This window comes from Klebsiella sp. PCX, assembly GCF_021869705.1.
In the GTDB taxonomy this organism is placed as follows: domain Bacteria; phylum Pseudomonadota; class Gammaproteobacteria; order Enterobacterales; family Enterobacteriaceae; genus Klebsiella; species Klebsiella quasipneumoniae.
Genome location: NZ_CP091527.1, coordinates 2,704,160 through 2,724,392, shown reverse-complemented (window position 1 = coordinate 2,724,392; position 20,233 = coordinate 2,704,160). Strand labels below are relative to the sequence as shown.

At 58.9% G+C, this 20,233-nt stretch carries 20 protein-coding genes; 12 read left to right on the top strand and 8 right to left on the bottom strand.

Going from position 1 to position 20,233, the window contains the following annotated elements:
- Positions 1-21: 21 nt before the first annotated feature.
- Both GQR96_RS12890 and GQR96_RS12885 read right to left on the bottom strand, forming a co-directional pair.
- The gene (locus GQR96_RS12890; protein WP_004202706.1) at positions 22-1,404 is read right to left on the bottom strand and encodes a NarK family nitrate/nitrite MFS transporter; all 1,383 of its coding nucleotides are present in this window, start codon (positions 1,402-1,404) and stop codon (positions 22-24) included.
- A gap of 174 nt (positions 1,405-1,578) precedes the next feature.
- A complete protein-coding gene (locus GQR96_RS12885; RefSeq protein ID WP_004202704.1) occupies positions 1,579-2,154 on the bottom strand; it encodes a TetR family transcriptional regulator in 576 nt (191 codons plus the stop codon).
- Between the two features lie 119 nt (positions 2,155-2,273).
- On the opposite strand from GQR96_RS12885, the gene kmrA reads away from it, so the two are divergent.
- Complete coding sequence (kmrA, locus tag GQR96_RS12880) at positions 2,274-3,773, top strand: efflux MFS transporter KmrA (RefSeq protein WP_048294927.1); 1,500 nt, start codon at positions 2,274-2,276, stop codon at positions 3,771-3,773.
- Here kmrA and GQR96_RS12875 read toward each other — a convergent pair.
- The gene (locus GQR96_RS12875) at positions 3,768-4,658 is read right to left on the bottom strand and encodes an IclR family transcriptional regulator domain-containing protein (protein ID WP_072140467.1); all 891 of its coding nucleotides are present in this window, start codon (positions 4,656-4,658) and stop codon (positions 3,768-3,770) included. The genes kmrA and GQR96_RS12875 overlap by 6 nt on opposite strands.
- Positions 4,659-4,775: 117 nt before the next feature.
- On the opposite strand from GQR96_RS12875, the gene GQR96_RS12870 reads away from it, so the two are divergent.
- The 7 genes from GQR96_RS12870 to benD all read left to right on the top strand — a co-directional run bounded on the left by GQR96_RS12870 (position 4,776) and on the right by benD (position 11,031).
- Positions 4,776-5,939: a muconate cycloisomerase family protein gene (locus tag GQR96_RS12870; RefSeq protein WP_072500750.1), complete on the top strand. Its 1,164-nt coding sequence runs from the start codon at positions 4,776-4,778 to the stop codon at positions 5,937-5,939.
- 19 nt (positions 5,940-5,958) lie between these two features.
- Entirely contained in the window at positions 5,959-6,249 is a 291-nt protein-coding gene (gene catC, locus GQR96_RS12865; protein ID WP_004202698.1) for a muconolactone Delta-isomerase, read from the top strand.
- Positions 6,250-6,318: 69 nt separating this feature from the next.
- Positions 6,319-7,245, top strand: a complete 927-nt coding sequence (gene catA / locus GQR96_RS12860; RefSeq protein WP_053810331.1) for a catechol 1,2-dioxygenase — start codon at positions 6,319-6,321, stop codon at positions 7,243-7,245.
- 109 nt (positions 7,246-7,354) lie between these two features.
- Entirely contained in the window at positions 7,355-8,737 is a 1,383-nt protein-coding gene (locus GQR96_RS12855) for a Rieske 2Fe-2S domain-containing protein (protein ID WP_032456123.1), read from the top strand.
- A complete protein-coding gene (gene benB, locus GQR96_RS12850; RefSeq protein WP_023318372.1) occupies positions 8,737-9,222 on the top strand; it encodes a benzoate 1,2-dioxygenase small subunit in 486 nt (161 codons plus the stop codon). Before GQR96_RS12855 ends, benB begins: the two co-directional genes overlap by 1 nt.
- A 9-nt stretch (positions 9,223-9,231) precedes the next feature.
- Positions 9,232-10,248 carry a benzoate 1,2-dioxygenase electron transfer component BenC gene (gene benC / locus GQR96_RS12845; RefSeq protein ID WP_004202691.1) on the top strand — a complete coding sequence of 339 codons (1,017 nt, stop codon included), beginning with the start codon at positions 9,232-9,234 and terminating at the stop codon, positions 10,246-10,248.
- A gap of 9 nt (positions 10,249-10,257) precedes the next feature.
- Entirely contained in the window at positions 10,258-11,031 is a 774-nt protein-coding gene (gene benD, locus GQR96_RS12840) for a benzoate diol dehydrogenase BenD (RefSeq protein ID WP_023318370.1), read from the top strand.
- On the opposite strand, the gene yddG is transcribed toward benD, so the two are convergent.
- Positions 11,028-11,906 carry an aromatic amino acid DMT transporter YddG gene (gene yddG, locus GQR96_RS12835; RefSeq protein ID WP_065904463.1) on the bottom strand — a complete coding sequence of 293 codons (879 nt, stop codon included), beginning with the start codon at positions 11,904-11,906 and terminating at the stop codon, positions 11,028-11,030. The genes benD and yddG overlap by 4 nt on opposite strands.
- Positions 11,907-12,131: 225 nt before the next feature.
- Here yddG and fdnG point away from each other — a divergent pair, with 225 nt between their 5' ends.
- From fdnG to fdnI, 3 genes are read left to right on the top strand one after another with little or no spacing between them, the layout of a single operon-like run.
- Positions 12,132-15,179: a formate dehydrogenase-N subunit alpha gene (gene fdnG, locus GQR96_RS12830; protein ID WP_114140431.1), complete on the top strand. Its 3,048-nt coding sequence runs from the start codon at positions 12,132-12,134 to the stop codon at positions 15,177-15,179.
- A gap of 11 nt (positions 15,180-15,190) precedes the next feature.
- Positions 15,191-16,075: a formate dehydrogenase subunit beta gene (gene fdxH / locus GQR96_RS12825; RefSeq protein WP_043519640.1), complete on the top strand. Its 885-nt coding sequence runs from the start codon at positions 15,191-15,193 to the stop codon at positions 16,073-16,075.
- Positions 16,068-16,724, top strand: coding sequence for a formate dehydrogenase-N subunit gamma (fdnI, locus tag GQR96_RS12820; protein ID WP_065904334.1), 657 nt, complete (start codon positions 16,068-16,070; stop codon positions 16,722-16,724). Before fdxH ends, fdnI begins: the two co-directional genes overlap by 8 nt.
- Positions 16,725-16,767: 43 nt before the next feature.
- Here the strand turns inward: fdnI and GQR96_RS12815 are convergent, their stop codons facing one another.
- From GQR96_RS12815 to GQR96_RS12800, 4 genes are all read right to left on the bottom strand, one after another.
- Positions 16,768-17,091: a CcdB family protein gene (locus GQR96_RS12815; protein ID WP_065904332.1), complete on the bottom strand. Its 324-nt coding sequence runs from the start codon at positions 17,089-17,091 to the stop codon at positions 16,768-16,770.
- The gene (locus GQR96_RS12810; protein WP_023318364.1) at positions 17,091-17,279 is read right to left on the bottom strand and encodes a hypothetical protein; all 189 of its coding nucleotides are present in this window, start codon (positions 17,277-17,279) and stop codon (positions 17,091-17,093) included. Before GQR96_RS12810 ends, GQR96_RS12815 begins: the two co-directional genes overlap by 1 nt.
- A gap of 178 nt (positions 17,280-17,457) precedes the next feature.
- Positions 17,458-18,276 carry a polyphosphate kinase 2 gene (gene ppk2, locus GQR96_RS12805; protein WP_004202673.1) on the bottom strand — a complete coding sequence of 273 codons (819 nt, stop codon included), beginning with the start codon at positions 18,274-18,276 and terminating at the stop codon, positions 17,458-17,460.
- 85 nt (positions 18,277-18,361) lie between these two features.
- Complete coding sequence (locus tag GQR96_RS12800; RefSeq protein ID WP_004202671.1) at positions 18,362-18,799, bottom strand: VOC family protein; 438 nt, start codon at positions 18,797-18,799, stop codon at positions 18,362-18,364.
- Positions 18,800-19,077: 278 nt separating this feature from the next.
- Here GQR96_RS12800 and araJ point away from each other — a divergent pair, with 278 nt between their 5' ends.
- Positions 19,078-20,232 carry an MFS transporter AraJ gene (gene araJ / locus GQR96_RS12795; protein ID WP_004202669.1) on the top strand — a complete coding sequence of 385 codons (1,155 nt, stop codon included), beginning with the start codon at positions 19,078-19,080 and terminating at the stop codon, positions 20,230-20,232.
- Position 20,233: the final 1 nt, after the last annotated feature.

The following is a 20,233-nucleotide window of genomic DNA, read 5'->3' as shown; positions in this document are numbered from 1 at the left end:
CCGGCAGATAAATCGTTATGGTTAAGCGGGTTTACGTCGGCCGTAGACCAGCCAGGTCACCAATACGCAAACCACGTAAAAAACGAAGAAGACCTTCATCGCCCCGACCGGCGAACCGGTCATCGCCAGCGAGGTGCCGAAGGCTTTCGGGATAAAGAAGCCGCCGATGGCGCCAATTGCCGAGATAAAGCCCAGCGCGGCAGCGGTATCGGTTACGGCTTCGTGCTGCGCTTCTTCTTCGCTGCCGCCGCGCTGCCTCACGCTGTCGATGGTGAGCTGACGGAAGATGACGGCGATCATCTGGAAGGTGGAGCCGCTGCCGAGTCCGGCGGTTAAAAACAGCCCCATAAACACCACGTAGAAGGCGAGGAAGCTGCCGGATCCGCTGCCCGGCAGGGTGAGGAACAGCAGGCCGGTAAAGAGCGCCATCAGCACGAAATTGACCAGCGTCACCCGCACACCGCCCAGACGGTCGGAGATGATCCCGCCGAACGAGCGCGCCAGCGCGCCGATAAACGGCCCAAAGAAAGCCAGCTTGAGAATGTCGACCGCAGGAAACTGGGTTTTCGCCAGCATGGCGAAGCCGGCGGAGAAGCCGATAAATGAGCCGAAGGTCGCCAGATAAAGCAGGCTGAGCAGCCACATATGCGGACGCTTGAGCACCGGGAGTTGATCGCGAATCGAGGCCTTCGAACTGGCGATGTCATTCATACCGAACCAGGCGGCAGCGGTGGCGAACAGCAGGAGCGGCACCCAGATGAGCGCCGCATTGCTCAGGGCTATCGTTGAACCATCGGGCTGGGTGACGCCATGGACGCCGAGGAAGGTGAAGAGCGGCAGGAAGATTACCGCCGGAGCGACCATCTGCATCACGCTGACCCCCAGATTGCCAAGGCCGCCGTTGATCCCCAGCGCGCTGCCCTGTTTGGCTTTGGGAAAAAAGAAACTGATATTTCCCATACTGGAAGCAAAATTCGCCCCGGCAAAACCACACAGCAGCGCAATAACAATAAATACCCAAAATGGAGTAGCAATATTCTGGATCGCCACGCCCAGCCAAATACAAGGCACAATCAGGATCACTGTACTTAATACAGTCCAGTAGCGCCCGCCGAAGAGGGGCACCATAAAGGAGTAGGGCACCCGTAATATCGCGCCGGAAAGTGAAGGAAGTGCGGTTAATAAAAAAAGCTGGTCGGTAGTGAAATGAAAACCGACCTTATTAAGATTGACCGCCACGGCGCTGAATAACATCCAGACGCAGAAGGCCAGTAGTAAGCAGGTTACTGATATCCATAAGTTTCTTCTCGCAATAGCCTGGCCCTTGTTTTCCCAGAAGGCCTTATTTTCTGGCCGCCAGTTTTTCAAAAGGTAATGATTATCTTTCTCATTTTGTACCGACATATTGCCCTCTAATTGCCCGGAATGGAGTAAATAAATAAGGTCAACAGCTGAATACAAGGGGACGGAGAATAACCCTTAATTGGCGTTATCTAAAAAGCGTAGATAAAAAAACGTGCTGTCGGAGAGCACGTGGAGAGCGTAGCGGGATTAATTGTTACTAAATGTAAAATTTAACTAAAATAACTCCAGGGTTATCATCTTATTGACGTAACGGCTAAACGCCGTCTCGTCCAGGGTCTGGGTGCCGAGGGCGTAAATCCCGTCGAGGCCGCACACCAGGGCGATAAAACGCCAGGCGATATCCGCCGGCGGCTCGGTCGAATGAAACTCACCGCAGGCGAGGCCCTGCTCAACGATCGCCACGGTCTCGGCATGCCACATGGTCATGGTTAGCAGGTAGGCCGCTTTGATGTCCGGGTCGCTGTCGGCCAGTACCTGGCCTTCCCGCCACAGGCGGATATAGGGTTCCAGCCGGCCATCCTCGCTGCCGATCATCGAGAATAACCGCTCGCGCCAGCTGGCGTCCTCGGCCACCAGCGGCATGTCGAGCATCTCGCGGATAAGACGGATGAACACCTGGGACTTCAGCTCGCCGATGGAGGCGAAGTGGTGGTGCAGTTGCCCGGCGGCCACCTGCGCTTCGCGGGCGATCTGCCGCACGGTCATGGCGCTGAAGCCGCCGCGCAGCGCCAGGCGCATGGCGGCCTGCATAATCCCTTCCCGTCGCTCATCCCGCTGTAAATAGTGCATAGAACCCCGCTGATATCTGGCTTTGGCCGAGTGTAACAAAAAGTTGGACATGCGTTCAACAATCCGGCAGGATCGCCATCCTGGACGTGTGTCCAAGTTCTAACATTGAGGTACAAGCTATGTCACGGCAATGGATGACGCTGATGGCGATTTTGCTGGTTTATATTCCGGTGGCGATTGACGCCACGGTGTTGCATGTGGCCGCGCCGACCCTCAGCGTCGCGCTGGGCAGCAGCGGCAATGAGCTGCTGTGGATCATTGATATCTATTCATTGGTGATGGCCGGGATGGTGCTGCCGATGGGCGCCCTTGGCGATAAAATCGGCTTTAAACGTCTGCTGCTGCTCGGCAGCGCTATTTTTGGCGTCGCCTCGCTGTGCGCCGCACTGTCGCCGACGGCTCTGACGCTGATTGCCTCCCGTGCCCTGCTGGCGGTGGGGGCGGCGATGATCGTGCCGGCGACGCTGGCCGGGATCCGCAGCACCTTTGCCGAGGCCAGCCAGCGCAATATGGCGCTGGGGCTGTGGGCGGCGGTGGGCTCCGGCGGCGCGGCCTTTGGCCCGCTGGTGGGCGGCATGCTGTTGGAGCATTTCTACTGGGGATCGGTGTTCCTGATCAACGTGCCGATTGTGCTGGTGGTTATCGCCATTAACGCCAAAGTGGTGCCGCGTCAGCCCGCGCGCCGCGACCAGCCGCTGAACCTGCTGCAGGCGCTCATTTTGATTGCGGCGATCCTGATGCTGGTGTTTAGCGCCAAATCGGCCCTGAAGGGCCAGCTGGCGCTGTGGCTCACCGCGCTGGTGGCGATCGGCGGGGCGGCGATGCTCACCTGGTTTATCCGCAAACAGCTGTCGGCGGTCCGGCCGATGGTGGATATGCGACTGTTCACTCATCGCATTATTTTAAGCGGGGTGATGATGGCGATGACCGCCCTGATTACCCTGGTGGGTTTTGAGCTGTTGATGGCTCAGGAGCTGCAGTTTGTGCATCAGAAAACGCCGTTCGAGGCGGGGATGTTTATGCTGCCGGTGATGGTGGCCAGCGGCTTTAGCGGGCCGATTGCCGGGATGCTGGTGTCGAAGCTCGGGCTGCGCGAGGTGGCGACCGGCGGGATGTTGCTCAGCGCCTTCAGCTTTCTGGGCCTGGCGCTGACCGATTTCAGCACTCAGCAATGGTTGGCCTGGGGGCTGATGACGCTGCTCGGCTTTAGCGTCGCCAGCGCGCTGCTGGCCTCCAGCTCCGCCATTATGGCGGCGGCGCCGAAGGAGAAAGCGGCGGCGGCCGGGGCGATCGAAACCATGGCCTATGAGCTGGGCGCTGGCCTCGGCATTGCCCTGTTCGGCCTGATCCTGACCCGCAGCTACAGCGCCACCATTGTGCTACCGCCCGGGCTGAATGAGACCATGGCGCAGCGGGCGTCGTCATCGATCGGCGAGGCGGTTAGCCTGACCCAGGCGCTACCCGCCGGGGTAGCGGAGGCGCTGATGGCGGCGGCGAAGGCGGCCTTTACCCAGGCGCACAGTCTGGTGCTGGCGACAGCGGGGGTCATGCTTCTGCTGCTGGCCGCCGGGATCTGGCGCAGCCTCGCCACGGTGACGAAGCCGCAGACGGCGCTATAGCTGTAGCGACAGGTCCATCGCCGCGCGGCGTAGCGGGGCGAGGGCCTTCTCTTTTAACGCCGCGGCGCTGACCGTCGCGGCCGGCACCCCGACATTCAGCGCGGCCACCACCTGGCCATGACGCGACAGCACCGGCACCGCCAGCGAGCACAGGCCCACCTCTATCTGCCGGTCGGCGAGGGCATAGCCCTGCATGCGCACCCGATCAATCTCCGCGCGTAGCCCGGCCATATCGCACAGGGTGTGTGGGGTGTAGCGAATGAGCACGGCGCGTGACAGTGTCACCTCCAGCTGCTCTTCCGGCAGCGCGCTGAGCAATACCCGACCCATCGACGTCGCCCACGCCGGCAGGCGACTGCCGCGTCCGATATCGACGCTCAATAAATTATTCACCGCCGCGCGGGCAATATAGAGCACGTTATCCCCGTCGAGCGTCGCCGCCGAACAGGATTCGCCGAGGGCTTTGCCGAGGCTGTCCAGCGCCGTCTGCGCCACTTTCGCCAGCGGGGTGCCGGCGAGATAGGCATGGCCCACCGCCAGCACCCGGGGGAGCAGCTCATAATGGCGGCCATCCGGGCTATGGACCATGCCCAGCGCGGCGAGGGTATACAGGCACCGGCGTACCGCCGCGCGGGAAATTTGCGTTTTCTGGCTTAACTGGGAAATGGTCAGCCGCTGACGCTGTGGGGTGAAGGCGTTAAGCACCTCCAGACCGCGGGCCAGAGACAGCATAAAGTTGGGATCGTGCTCGGCCTGCCTGGCGCTCAGCGTATTGGGGATATTGTCGCTCATCGCATCCTTCTCCGTTGCAGCGTAAAGCTCACGGCAGATCACTATACCTTGCGCAAAATGGGGCGCGCTGAATTGTGCCGGTTTTACCACCACGATCACATTAATAACCGTCTTTTAACAAACGCGTCGATAATCGCACAACATTTCGATTATCGCCGTTGACCATCCGCCAGGCCGAACCCTATTGTCAATGGCACAGCCCCCCCCGTTATGGATGTGGGTACAAAAAGTTATACATCTCATCAGGAAGCGAAAATGACTGCCACCGTAGAACGTATTGAGAGCTGGATTGTGGATGTCCCAACCATCCGGCCACATAAATTGTCGATGACCACCATGGGATGTCAGACGCTGGTGATCGTGCGCCTTACCCGCTCCGACGGCATCTGCGGCATTGGCGAGGCCACCACCATCGGCGGCTTGAGCTATGGCGTCGAGAGCCCGGAGGCTATCTCGTCGGCGATAACGCATTACCTGACGCCGCTGCTGCTGGGGCAACCGGCTGATAACCTGAATGCGCTGACCGCCCGCATGAACAGCGCCATTAAAGGCAACACTTTTGCCAGGTCCGCCATTGAAACCGCGCTGCTGGATGCCCAGGGCAAAGCGCTGGGGCTGCCGGTGTCGGCGCTGCTCGGCGGCGCGCTGCAAACGGCGTTGCCGGTGCTGTGGACGTTAGCCAGCGGCGATACCGCGAAAGATATTGCCGAAGGGGAAAAACTGTTAGCCGAGCGGCGCCATCAGGCTTTCAAGCTGAAAATTGGCGCACGCGAATTAGCGACCGACCTGCGCCATACTCGCGCCATTGTGGAGGCGCTAGGGGATCGCGCCAGCATCCGCGTCGACGTCAATCAGGCCTGGGACGCCGCAACCGGCGCGAAAGGCTGCCGCGAGCTGGCGGCGATGGGCGTCGACCTCATCGAACAGCCGGTCAGCGCCCACGACAACGCGGCGCTGGTGCGGTTAAGCCAGCATATTGAAACCGCGATCCTCGCCGACGAAGCGGTGGCCACCGCTTACGATGGCTATCAACTGGCGCAGCAGGGCTTTACTGGCGCTTACGCGCTGAAAATCGCCAAGGCCGGCGGACCGAACAGCGTACTGGCGCTGGCCCGCGTCGCCCAGGCGGCGGGTATTGGCCTGTATGGCGGCACCATGCTGGAGGGGACCGTCGGGACTGTCGCCTCGCTACACGCCTGGTCGACGCTGCCGCTGCAGTGGGGAACCGAAATGTTCGGCCCGCTGTTGCTGAAAGACGATATCGTCAGCGTACCGCTCTCCTTTGCCTACGGCGAGGTGGTGCTCCCGCAAATCCCGGGTCTTGGCGTCGAGCTGGATGAAGACAAACTGCGTTTTTACACCCGCCAGGCGTAGCGGGAAACAGGAGAAACAGATGCTATTTAAAGTGGATATGACCGTGAATATACCGCTCGGCTTTCCCGTCGCCGAAGCGGAGGAAATAAAACAACGCGAAAAAGCCTATTCGCAACAATTACAGCGGGAAGGCAAATGGCGACATATCTGGCGCGTCGCCGGTCTTTACGCCAATGTCAGTATTTTCGATGTCAAAGATACCGAAGAGTTACATCAAATATTAATGGGATTGCCGCTGTATCCTTTTATGGATATTCGCGTCGAGGCGCTGTGCCGCCATCCCTCGTCTGTTCGTGACGATGATAGCTAATAATAATAACACCTGACCTCATGCCGGGGTGACCCGGTAAATACCCTACAACGATAAGAGAGAATAATAATGAGTAATGCTTTCGTACAACAAGAAGCCGTGCAGAAATTATTACGTGAAGGGGCGGGTTTACACGTCCCTGGCGGAAACGAACGTTTTAAAGCCATTATTCACCGTCTGCTGGAGAATATCTGTACGCTGATCGACGACTATAACATCACCGAAGAAGAGTTCTGGCATGCGGTGAACTATCTGCATGCGCTGGGTGGTCGTCAGGAGGCGGCGCTGCTGGCGGCAGGGCTGGGTCTGGAGCATTTCCTCGACCTGCGTCAGGACGCCATCGACGCAGCGGCGCGCCGGGAAACCGGCACCCCGCGCACCATCGAAGGGCCGCTGTATGTGGCCAATGCGCCGCTGGCCGAAGGTCACGCCCGGATGGATGATGGCGCCGACCCGGGGGAAGTGATGTGGCTGCATGGCCAGGTCAAAGATACCGAGGGCCGGCCGGTGGCCAACGCCATCGTCGATATCTGGCACGCCAATACCCTCGGCAATTACTCCTTCTTCGACCCGAGCCAGAGCGAATACAACCTGCGCCGTCGGATCCGCACCGGCGCCGATGGCCGCTATAGCGTGCGCAGCATCCTGCCTTCCGGCTACGGCTGTCCGCCGGATGGACCAACGCAGAAATTGCTGGATCAGTTAGGCCGCCACGGCAACCGTCCGGCGCATATTCACTTCTTCGTCTCCGCGTCGGGGCATAAACATCTCACCAGCCAGATCAACCTCAGCGGCGATAAATACCTGTGGGATGATTTTGCCTTTGCCACCCGCGACGGTCTGATTGCCGACCCGATTAAAGTGACGGACCGCGAGACTATCGCGCAGCGCGACCTTGAGGGAGAGCACACTGAGGTCTGTTTTGATTTCACCCTGTGTAAAGCGCTCAGCGCCGACGAAGAGCAGCGCGGCGCCCGCCTGCGCGCCAAAGCGTAATCTGCTGTAACGGCCCCGGGCACGCGGTTGCCCGGGCCAGACATTGCACCTGAAAGCTAACAATTCACCCGGTTTATTTCATCCTGAATACCGCAGGAGGGACTGACTCATGCAAAAAACGCTATCAGCGCTTAAAGACAAAATTAACAACGCCTTAATTGTCGATCGTGAAAATCATATTTACCGCTGCCACCGGTCGATATTTACCGACCCGCAGCTGTTTGAATTTGAAATGAAGCATATCTTCGAAGGTAACTGGGTATTTCTCGCCCATGAAAGCCAAATTGCCGAACCGGGTGATTATTATACCCTGACGCTGGGGCGTCAGCCGGTGATTATTACCCGCGATAAAAAGCATGAGCTGCATGCGTTAATTAACAGCTGCGCTCATCGCGGCGCCATGTTATGCCGACGGAAAACCGGGAATAAAAACTCTTTTACCTGTCCGTTTCACGGCTGGACCTTCAGCAATAACGGCAAATTATTAAAAGCCAAAGATGAAAGCACCGGCGCTTATCCTGACACCTTCAAACAGGAAGGATCTCACGACCTGCAAAAGCTGCCGCGTTTTCAGTCCTATCGCGGTTTTTTATTCGGTAGCCTCAATGCCGACGTGCAGCCGCTGGAAGCCTATCTCGGGGAAACTTGTAAAATCATCGATCTGATCGTCGACCAGGCACCGGAGGGGCTGGAGGTGCTCAAGGGTTCGTCGAGCTACGTTTACGAAGGCAACTGGAAGCTGGGCGCGGAGAACGGCGCTGATGGCTACCATGTCAGCGTGGTGCACTGGAACTACGCCTCCACCATGTCGCGACGCAACTATGAAGCGCAAGGCACCCATGCGGTGGACGCCAACGGCTGGTCAAAAAGCCTTGGCGGCGGCTACGGATTTGACAACGGCCACATGTTGCTGTGGACCCGGGCGCTGAACCCGGAGGTGCGCCCGGTGTATGCCCATCGCGAGCGTCTGCAGGCGGAATTCGGCGAACGGCGCGCCGACCAGATGGTCAACGAAACCCGCAACCTGTGCCTGTACCCCAACGTCTATCTGATGGATCAATTCTCCACCCAGATCCGCGTCATTCGTCCGCTGGCGGTGGACAAAACCGAAGTCACTATCTGGTGCTTTGCCCCGAAGGGAGAATCCGACCAGGCGCGGGCCCTGCGTATCCGCCAGTATGAAGATTTCTTTAACGTTAGCGGGATGGGCACCCCGGACGATCTCGAAGAGTTCAGCGCCTGTCAGCGCGGCTATCTCGGTGAAAATCTGGCGTGGAGCGATCTCAGCCGCGGCGCGCTGCGCTGGGTCGATGGTCCGGATGAGCATGCGCAGCACGCCGGATTTAATCCGCGCTTAAGCGGCGTGAAATCGGAGGACGAGGCGCTGTACATCGCCCATCACCATCACTGGCAGACGCTGATGCTCGCGGCGATTGAACAAGAGCAGCAGCGCTATGACCAGTCGATCACCCAGCGCGTGGAGGTGGCCTGATGCTGAACCTCGAACAGGTACGCCAGTTTCTCTATTACGAAGCCCGTCTGCTGGATGACCGTCAGTGGGATGAATGGCTCAGCTGCTACAGCCCGCAGGTGATCTACTGGATGCCGGCGTGGGGCGACGACGATCAGCTGACGCGCGACCCGCAAAAAGAGATTTCGCTTATCTACTATCCCAACCGGGAAGGGCTGGAGGATCGCGTCTACCGCATTAAAACCGAGCGCTCCGGGGCCAGCACGCCGGAGCCGCGGACCACCCATATCATCAGCAACGTCGAACTGCTGGGGGAGAGCGACGAGGGGCTGGAGGTGCGTTACAGCTGGGTGACCTGGAGCCACCGCTATCAGCACACCGATGCCTTTTTCGGCGCCACCTGCTGCACGCTGACCGAGCAGGACGGCCGGCCGCAGATCGTGCGCAAAACCGTGCGCCTGAATAACGACTATATCCGTCAGGTGATTGACGTTTACCACATTTAAGAGGCGCCTATGACCTTCACTATTGCTCTTAATTTTGAGGACGGTATCACCCGCTTTATTCAATGCCATGCCGGAGAGAAAGTCCTGGATGCTGCCTATCGGCAGAAGGTGAATCTGCCGATGGACTGCTCGGACGGCGTGTGCGGCACCTGCAAATGCCACTGCGCCAGCGGGGAATACGATCTCGGCGAGGAGTATCTCGACGAGGCGTTAAGCGATGAGGAAGCGCAGGCCCGCCAGGTGCTGACCTGCCAGATGGTGCCGACCAGCGACTGCGTTGTCGATGTGCCGGTGGCCGCCGCGCAGTGTAAAACCGCCCTGACGAACACCGGGGCGCAGGTGCGACAGGTGAATTGTCTGTCCGATACCGCCATCGAGCTGGTGGTCGCCCTCGATGAGCCGCTGGACTTCCTGGCGGGGCAGTACGTCAACATTCAGGTGCCAGGCACGCCGCACGTTCGCGCCTATTCCTTCAGCTCACGGCCAGGCTCGGCAGAAGGGCGTTTCCTGATCCGTAACGTGCCCGGCGGCATGATGAGCCAGTGGTTAACCCTGCAGGCGCGGCCCGGCGATCGTCTTACCCTCAGCGGCCCGATGGGCAGCTTCTATCTGCGCCACGGCGAACGTCCGTTGCTGATGCTGGCCGGCGGTACCGGGCTGGCGCCGCTGCTCTCCATGCTCGAGACCTTGCAGGCGCAGAACGCCGCGCGCCCGGTGACCCTGATGTATGGCGTCACGCGCGACGCGGATCTGGTGAAGACCGAGGCGCTGGAGGCATTCCGTCAGCAGTTAAACCACTTTCGCTGGCTACCGGTAGTGGCGGAGGAAAACAGTCCTTGCCCGCAGCGCGGCTTCGTCACCGATCATCTTGACGACGCCATGCTGAATAATGGCGAGGTCGATATCTACCTTTGCGGACCGCCGCCGATGGTCAACGCGGTCGCCACGGCGCTGCGTGAGCGAGGGATCACCCCGGCGGGCTTCTGGTACGAGAAATTTATCGCCAGCCAGAGCGCGGCGGCATAAGGAGGCAGTATGCGTTTTAGCGATAAAGTGGTCGCCATCACCGGCGCGGCCCAGGGCATTGGCCGACAAACCGCGGAGCAGGCGGCTGCGGAAGGCGCGGCTCTGCTGCTCATCGATCGTTCGCCCTGGGTGCATGAGCTGGCGGCGACGCTGGCTCAGTCCGGCAGTCAGGTGCTGGCGCTGGAGGCTGACCTGGAACAGTGGCCGAGCGCCGAGCAGGCGTTTGCCGACGGGGTGGCGCATTTTGGCCGCATCGATGTGTTAATCAATAACGTCGGGGGGACCATTTGGGCGCGGCCGTTTGCCGAATATCAACCGGAGCAGATTGAGAAAGAGATCCGCCGCTCGCTGTTTCCTACCCTGTGGGGCTGCCGCGCGGCGCTGCCGTGGATGCTGAAGCAGGGCAAAGGCTGCATCGTCAATATCTCGTCGGTGGCGACAGCAGGGGTCAACCGGGTGCCTTATTCGGCGGCGAAGGGAGGTGTGAATGCGCTGACCCGGTCGATTGCCATGGAGTACAGCGGCAGCGGTATTCGGATTAACGCCGTCGCACCGGGCGGGACGGAGGCGCCGCCGCGCCTGACGCCGCGTAACGACGAGCAGCCCAGTGAACAGGAGAAGGCGTGGTATCAGCAGGTGGTCGATCAGACGGTGGCCAGCAGTCTGATGCACCGCTACGGCACGCTGGCGGAACAGGCAAACGCGATCCTGTTTCTCGCCAGCGATGAGGCCAGTTATATCACCGGCGTCACCCTCCCGGTGGCGGGCGGCGATCTCGGCTAATGGCGGGTCGCGTACCAGCAGAGCAGGGAGCCGAGACACACCATCCCGGCCCCCTGCCAGAACGACCATGATAGCGCGGCGCTAAGCAGGATCGCCGCCAGCGCGGAGGAGAGCACCGGCGTGAAGTAGGAGGCCGCCGCCAGCAGGCTGACGTTACCGTGGAGGATCCCCACGTTCCACGCGGCGTAGGCCAGACCGAGCGCCACCGCTACCGTCAGCAGCTTGATGCTGACCGGCCAGCTGAAGACCATCGGCGGCTGCGGCGTGGCGAGAAACTTCAGCCATAGCGTCAGCGCGGTTAACAGGACGAACAGGGTAATGGCATTTTTGCCGCCGGCATATTTGGCCGTCACCGTGCAGTAGGCCGCCCAGATAAAGGCGCCGATAAAGGCCAGCAGATAGCTGAGCGGACTGGAGATGACGTTGCTGATAATCTCCTCCAGCTGCAGGCCGTGCTCACCCCCCAACACCCAGCCGACGCCAAGCAGGGCGAGAAGCAAACCGGGGATCACCAGCCAGCTGCTTTTCTGACCATTAAACAGGATGGCGAACAGGATGGTCAGGCTGGGCCACAGGTAATTGACCATCCCCACCTCAATCGCCTGTTGACGGCTGGCGGCATAGCCCAGGGACAGCGCGAGGCAGATTTCATAGCTGACAAACAGCACGCTGCCGGCCAGCAGATAGCGGCGCGGGATCTGGCGCAGGTTGGGAAAACCAACGGTAAAAATCAGCAGCAGGCCGCTGAGGCTGTAAATCATCGCCGCGCCGCCGACCGGTCCCAGTCCTTCGCTGACGCCGCGAATCAATCCGACCATCGTGCTCCATAAAATAATGGCGGCGAAGCCGATGGTCGTGGCTCTCTTTTTCTCCATGCTTATCCTGAGGGTTACGCGAATGCAGCCGGCATATATATCATCTTTTGACCGCCGCGGGGCGAAATTTTCCGCCATGGGTAACCCCTGGGGATTAGTGAAAACGGCCGCGGCTGGCGATTAAGGGGGAGTGGGTTTTGCTCCTTGATTTGACGCAAATTTTCCCGGGATTTTACTGTTAGTTTCCTCCGCGCGATGAATCAACATCCTGCATGGAGGAATGCAATGGACGTCAGCCGCAGAAAGTTCTTTAAGATCTGCGCAGGCGGTATGGCCGGAACCACAGCTGCCGCCCTGGGCTTTGCCCCCAAAATGGCGCTGGCTCAGGCACGCAACTACAAATTGCTGCGTGCGAAAGAGATCCGCAACACCTGCACTTACTGCTCCGTTGGCTGCGGGCTATTAATGTATAGCCTCGGCGACGGCGCGAAAAACGCTAAAGAAGCGATTTACCATATCGAAGGAGATCCGGACCATCCGGTGAGCCGCGGCGCGCTATGCCCGAAAGGCGCCGGCCTGCTGGACTATGTCCACAGTGATAACCGCCTGCGCTACCCGGAGTACCGCGCCCCGGGATCCGATAAATGGCAGCGACTCTCCTGGGATGAAGCCTTCAGCCGCATTGCCCGGCTGATGAAAGCCGACCGCGACGCCAACTTTATGGAAAAGAACGAGCAGGGCGCGACGGTTAACCGCTGGCTTTCCACCGGTATGCTGTGCGCCTCGGCGGCGAGTAATGAGACCGGCATGCTGACGCAAAAATTTGTGCGATCGCTCGGCATGCTGGCGGTAGACAACCAGGCGCGCGTCTGACACGGACCAACGGTAGCAAGTCTTGCTCCAACATTTGGTCGCGGTGCGATGACTAACCACTGGGTGGATATCAAAAACGCGAACGTCGTGGTGGTGATGGGCGGTAACGCCGCGGAAGCCCACCCGGTGGGATTCCGCTGGGCGATGGAGGCGAAGAACAACAACGACGCCACGCTTATCGTCGTCGACCCGCGCTTTACGCGCACTGCGTCGGTGGCCGATATCTATGCGCCGATTCGCTCCGGTACCGACATTACCTTCCTGTCGGGGGTGCTGCTGTACCTGATCGAACATAACAAAATCAATGCCGAGTACGTGAAGCACTACACCAACGCCAGCCTGCTGGTGCGGGATGATTTTGCCTTCGAAGAGGGGCTGTTCAGCGGCTATGATGCGGACAAACGCCAGTATGATAAATCGTCCTGGAACTACCAGTTCGATGAAAACGGCTACGCTAAACGCGATGAGACGCTAAGCCATCCGCGCTGCGTGTGGAATCTGCTGAAGCAGCACGTTTCCCGTTACACGCCAGAGGTGGTCGAAAACATCTGCGGTACGCCGAAAGCGGACTTCCTCAAGGTGTGCGATGTGCTGGCCTCAACCAGCGCCGCCGATCGCACCACCACCTTCCTGTATGCCCTGGGCTGGACGCAGCACACCGTCGGCGCGCAGAACATTCGCACCATGGCGATGATCCAATTGCTGCTCGGCAATATGGGCATGGCCGGCGGTGGCGTGAATGCCCTGCGCGGTCACTCTAATATTCAGGGGCTGACCGACCTTGGCCTGCTGTCTACCAGCCTGCCAGGCTACCTGACCCTGCCTTCTGAAAAGCAGCCGGATCTGCAGACGTACCTGGCGGCCAACACGCCAAAAGCGACCCTGCCGGACCAGGTGAACTACTGGAGCAACTACCCGAAATTCTTTGTCAGCCTGATGAAATCCTTCTACGGCGAGGCGGCGCAAAAAGAGAACGACTGGGGCTTTGAGTGGTTACCGAAGTGGGACCAGGCTTACGACGTTATCAAATACTTCAACATGATGGATAACGGCAAAGTCACTGGCTATATCTGCCAGGGCTTTAACCCGGTCGCGTCCTTCCCGGACAAAAACAAAGTGGTTCGCAGCCTGAGCAAGCTGAAGTATATGGTGGTTATCGATCCGCTGGTCACCGAAACTTCCACTTTCTGGCAGAACCACGGCGAGTCTAATGACGTCGACCCCTCGACGATTCAGACGGAAGTCTTCCGCCTGCCATCGACCTGCTTTGCTGAAGAGGACGGTTCGATCGCCAACTCCGGCCGCTGGCTGCAGTGGCACTGGAAAGGTCAGGATGCCCCAGGTGAAGCACGTAACGACGGCGAGATCCTGGCCGGGATTTACCATCGCCTGCGCGAACTGTACCGCACCGAAGGCGGTAAAGGCGCAGAGCCGCTGCTGAAGATGAGCTGGCGCTATAAGCAGCCGGACCATCCGGAATCGGAAGAAGTCGCGAAAGAGAACAACGGCGTGGCGCTGGCGGATCTTTATGACGCCAACGGCACCCTGGTGGCGAAAAAAGGCCAGCTGCTGAATAGCTTCGCGCTGCTGCGCGACGACGGGACGACGGCGTCTTCCTGTTGGATCTATGCCGGCAGCTGGACGGAGCAGGGCAACCAGATGGCGAATCGCGATAATGCCGACCCTTCGGGTCTGGGCAATACGCTGGGCTGGGCCTGGGCATGGCCGCTTAATCGCCGGGTGCTCTATAACCGCGCTTCGGCCGATATCAACGGCAAGCCGTGGGATGCGAAGCGGATGCTGATCCAGTGGAACGGCAGCAAGTGGGTCGGGAATGATATTCCGGACTTCAATACCGCGCCGCCGGGGAGTAACACCGGGCCATTTATCATGCAGCAGGAGGGGCTGGGTCGCCTGTTCGCGCTGGATAAGCTGGCGGAAGGACCGTTCCCGGAACACTACGAGCCGATGGAAACCCCGCTTGGCACTAACCCGCTGCACCCGAAGGTGGTCTCCAGCCCGGTGGTGCGTTTGTATGAAGAGGACGCCATCCGCTTAGGTAAGAAGGATAAGTTCCCGTATGTCGGGACCACCTATCGTCTGACCGAGCATTTCCATACCTGGACCAAGCATGCGCTGCTCAATTCCATCGCGCAGCCGGAACAGTTTGTCGAAATTAGCGAAGGGCTGGCAAAAGCGAAAGGGATTGCCAACGGCGACCGGGTGAAAGTCAGCAGCCAGCGCGGCTTTATTCGCGCGGTAGCGGTGGTGACGCGCCGCCTGCAAACGCTCAACGTCAACGGCCAGCAGGTGGAGACCGTCGGGATCCCGCTGCACTGGGGTTTTGAAGGCGTGGCTCGCAAAGGCTATATCGCTAACACCCTGACGCCGAACGTTGGCGATTCCAACTCGCAAACGCCGGAATATAAGGCGTTTCTGGTCAACATCGAGAAAGCGTAAGGAGCGATTCAATGGCGATGGAAACACAAGACATTATTAAACGCTCCGCGACCAACCCGATCACCCCCGCGCCGCGCGCGCGGGACCATAAAGCGGAAGTCGCCAAGCTTATCGATGTCTCCTCCTGCGTGGGCTGTAAAGCCTGCCAGGTGGCCTGCTCCGAATGGAATGACATCCGCGATGACGTGGGGCACTGCGTCGGGGTGTACGATAACCCGGCGGATCTTAGCGCCAAATCCTGGACGGTAATGCGCTTTAGCGAGACCGAACAGAACGGCAAGCTGGAGTGGCTTATCCGCAAGGATGGCTGTATGCACTGCGCAGAGCCGGGTTGTCTGAAGGCCTGCCCATCCGCCGGGGCGATTATTCAGTACGCCAACGGCATCGTCGATTTCCAGCAGGAAAACTGCATCGGCTGCGGCTACTGCATTGCTGGCTGTCCCTTTAACGTACCGCGTCTCAATAAAGAGGATAACCGGGTCTATAAATGCACCCTGTGCGTGGACCGGGTCAGCGTCGGTCAGGAACCGGCGTGCGTGAAAACCTGTCCTACCGGCGCGATCCACTTCGGTACGAAGAAAGAGATGCTGGAGGTGGCCGAGGAGCGGGTGGCTAAGCTGAAAAAACGCGGTTATGCCAGGGCCGGGATTTACAACCCGCAGGGCGTCGGCGGCACCCACGTGATGTACGTCCTGCATCATGCCGACCAGCCCGAGCTGTATCACAAGCTGCCGAAGGAACCGCAGATCGATACCAGTATCAATCTGTGGAAGGGGGCGCTGAAGCCGCTGTCGGCGGCGGGCTTTATCGCCACCTTTGCCGGGCTTATCTATCACTACATCGGTATCGGGCCGAACAAGGAAGTTGACGACGATGAGGAGAAGCATGATGAATAAATCGAAGATGATTGTGCGCACGACCTTTATCGATCGCGCCTGTCACTGGACGGTGGTTATCTGTTTCTTCCTCGTGGCGCTGTCGGGAATATCGTTTTTCTTCCCGACGCTGCAGTGGCTGACCGAAACCTTCGGTACCCCGCAGATGGGGCGTATTCTGCACCCCTTCTTTGGCGTGCTGATTTTTGTCGCCCTGATGTTTATGTTCGTTCGTTTTGTCCACCACAACATCCCGGATAAACAGGATATTCCGTGGCTGAAAGGTATCGTCGAGGTGCTGAAAGGCAACGAGCATAAGGTGGCGCGCGTCGGTAAATATAACGCCGGGCAGAAGATGATGTTCTGGACCATCATGAGCATGATTTTCGTGCTGCTGGTGACCGGGGTGATTATCTGGCGGCCCTGGTTTGCCCAATATTTCCCGATTCCGGTGATTCGCTATAGCCTGCTGATACACGCCACTTCGGCCATTATTCTGATCCACGCCATCCTTATCCATATGTATATGGCGTTCTGGGTGAAGGGGTCGATTAAGGGGATGATTGAAGGCAAAGTCAGCCGCCGCTGGGCGAAGAAACACCACCCGCGCTGGTATCGCGATGTCGAACGCCTGGAAGCGATGAAAGAGAGTCGCGAAGGGATGAAGTAAGCCGTCTGGCCAGGAGACCCGCTCCAGTTTTGCTGGAGCGGGTTTATGTGTTAGTGATTAATGCGTCCATCGCTGATATCACGGTAGTTCTTTCTTTAGCCAAATTGCAGATAAAATATTTTTTATCCAGCCTTTGCTTTGCCACGCTGGTGATTGCCGGCGTGTTGATGAATAGTTTCTCAAACTCCATATTAATAACCGGGGCGGCAGCATGATAATGGTCAGTCAAATGAGAATGATAGCTCAGCGGCACAATTAAACGTGTACCAAGGTCATTAAAATAATCATGTTGGATTACCATTAAATAAGGTTGAAACGCATTGGTTCTCGGTGATGGGTTACGAAAGATATCAAATTGCGCCGCCATTAAATCCCTCCGAAAAAAGGATCCTCTGACAACAACCCTGCACGGGCAGTGAACTCATTCAGTGCCTTAATGAATTCCTGGTCTTTTCGGCGTTTGTCCGCATCGACGATGGTCAGTGCCTGGTTGCGCGGGTTAACCGTTGTTGCACGATCGCGAGTCTGTGACTTGTTAACGGCATTCTGTTTCATTATCTGCTCCTTGTTGTTGGCGAGCTGATTATCACGCGGTGTGCGATGAAAAGAAATACCTGGTTCGGGTTTGGTTTTTATTTTGCGAGGCAGCTTCCAGAGGAAAGTAATCGCCTGAAATATTAATGGTTATAGTAATAAACCCGGCGCTGGTATTAACCAGCGCGGCGGGAAATAATCAGAACTTCTCCGGAATAAAGCGGAAGGGAAAATTGGTCTGTTTCATTTTACCAATTTTGCGCTTCGGCAGCGTGACATGCTCCACTGGCAAGGCTTCGTAGGGGATCTGCGACAGCAGGTGGGTGATGATATTCAGACGCACCCGCTTTTTATCCTCGGAGCGGGCGACGAACCACGGCGCCCAGGCGGTGTCGGTGGCGGCGAACATGGCGTCGCGGGCGGCGGTATATTCATCCCAGCGATTGAAAGACTTGATGTCCATCGGCGAGAGCTTCCAGATCTTGCGCCCGTCGTCGATGCGATCCCGCAGGCGCCGCTCCTGCTCCTGCGGGGAGACCTCCAGCCAGTACTTGAGCAGGATAATGCCCGACTCGACCATGCCGCGCTCCACCATCGGCGCGCCGTCGAGAAATTTCTGCACCTCCTCCGGGGTACAAAAGCCCATCACGCGTTCGACGCCGGCGCGGTTGTACCAGCTGCGATCGAAAATCACGATTTCCCCAGCCGCCGGGAGATGCTTGATATAGCGCTGAAAATAGAGCTGACTTTTCTCGCGTTCGGTGGGCGAGGGTAAGGCGACGACCCGGAAGATACGCGGGCTGACGCGCTCGGTGATCGCCTTAATGGTGCCGCCTTTGCCGGCGCCGTCCCGGCCTTCAAAGACGATGCACACCTTCAACCCTTTATGCACCACCCAGCGCTGCAGTTTCACCAGCTCCACGTGGAGCTTGCGCAACGCCTTCTCATACGCTTTATTGTCAAGCGGGGCGATCTTCACCGCCGCGTCGACCGGATTACCGCTTTTCTTATTACCCATCGCCATGCTCCGTGTTGCCGAGGTATCCCTTTGAAGTGTAATCCTTCACCGGCGAGGCGGTGGAAAATATTCCGCCCGGGACGGGTTAGCGGGCGCTCCCCGCGGCGATGACTTCCAGTCCCACCCGCTGCCCCCACGACAGCTCAAGGGTGTTACCGTCCGGGTCGGCAAAGAAAGCGAAATAGCCTACCGGATCGCCCAACTGCTCCGGTTCCCGACGCAAAACGCCTTCCCGCCGCGCCTGAGCGACTTTCTCATCGATCTCCGCCTGGGTGGCGCAGGCGACGCCGAGATGGCCGAACGGACCCAGCGGCGTGTCGGCAGGGTCATCACTTTGCACCAGCACCAGGGCGAAAGGTCGGGTGCGATCGCTGAGCCACGCCACTTTACGCGCCGAGGGGAGGTCGGGTTCGCGCTGGTGAATAACGGTCATCGCCGTATAGCGGGTATAAAAATCGATGCTGCTGGCCAGACAGCGGACGGTAAAGGCGACATGGGTAAAGCCGACATCAACATTTTGCATGGATGATTCTCCCGAGGTGAACGATGTCTCGACTTTACAACCTCAAGTTAACTTGAGATCAATCCGCGATGTATCCCTGCGTGCCCACCAATTTTTACAGGGGATTATCCACCGCCAGGCGCCTCTGCCGTCGGCAGGAAAGCCAACAGTGGCGCTGGCGAGCGCATGAACGAATCAGGCCGTTATATGGAGGATACTGCCGTCGGGCGTTTTTAGCTGGTGTGGCGAGGCGGGATGGTCAATAATGCCGGCCGTCTCTCAATACCCCTATAAGATGTATGAAAAAAACGATCTTTTCACTGGCGCTGGGCACTTTCGGACTCGGCATGGCGGAATTTGGCATTATGGGCGTGCTGCCGGACATGGCGCGCGATGTCGGGATTTCCATTCCCGCCGCCGGCAATATGATTGCCTGGTATGCCTTCGGCGTGGTGATCGGCGCACCGATCATGGCGTTGCTCTCCAGTCGGTTTTCGTTGAAATCGGTGATGCTGTTTCTCGCCGCCCTGTGCATTCTCGGCAATACCCTGTTTACCTTCTCCAGTAGCTACGCCATGCTGGCGCTAGGCCGGCTGGTTTCCGGGTTTCCCCACGGGGCGTTCTTTGGCGTCGGCGCGATTATCCTGTCGAAAATCGCGCCGCCAGGGAAGGTGACCGCCGCGGTGGCCGGGATGATTGGCGGCATGACGATCGCTAACCTGGTGGGCGTCCCCGGCGGCACCTGGCTTGGGCATCACTTTAGCTGGCGCTATACCTTCGCACTTATCGCGGTGTTTAACGTCGCGGTGTTTCTGGCCATCTGCTGCTGGGTGCCCACGCTGTATGACCGGGCCAGCACGCGGCTGCGCGAGCAGTTCCGTTTTCTGGCTTCCCCGGCGCCGTGGCTGATTTTTGCCGCCACCATGTTCGGTAACGCCGGGGTGTTCGCGTGGTTCAGCTATATCAAGCCCTTTATGCTCAACGTCTCCGGCTTTGCCGAAAGCCGGATGATGCTGATTATGATGCTGGCGGGGCTGGGTATGGTGGTTGGCAATCTGTTCAGCGGTAAAATTTCCGGGCGCTACAGTCCGCTGCGCATCGCGGCCATGACTGACGGGGCGATCGCCGTGACGCTGCTGCTGATCTTTGCCTTCGGGGAGCATAAAGTCGCTTCGCTGACGCTGGCGTTTTTCTGCTGTGCCGGGCTGTTTGCCCTGTCGGCGCCGCTGCAGATCCTGCTGCTGCAGAACGCCAAAGGCGGTGAGATGCTGGGGGCGGCAGGGGGGCAGATCGCCTTTAACCTCGGGAGCGCCATCGGCGCCTTCTGCGGCGGAATGATGATTGCCCAGGGGTTCGGCTGGAACAGCGTGGCGCTTCCCGCCGCCACGCTGTCGTTTCTGGCGATGAGCGCCTTGCTCATCTACGGTCGCCATCAGCGCCGACAGGTTTGCTAAC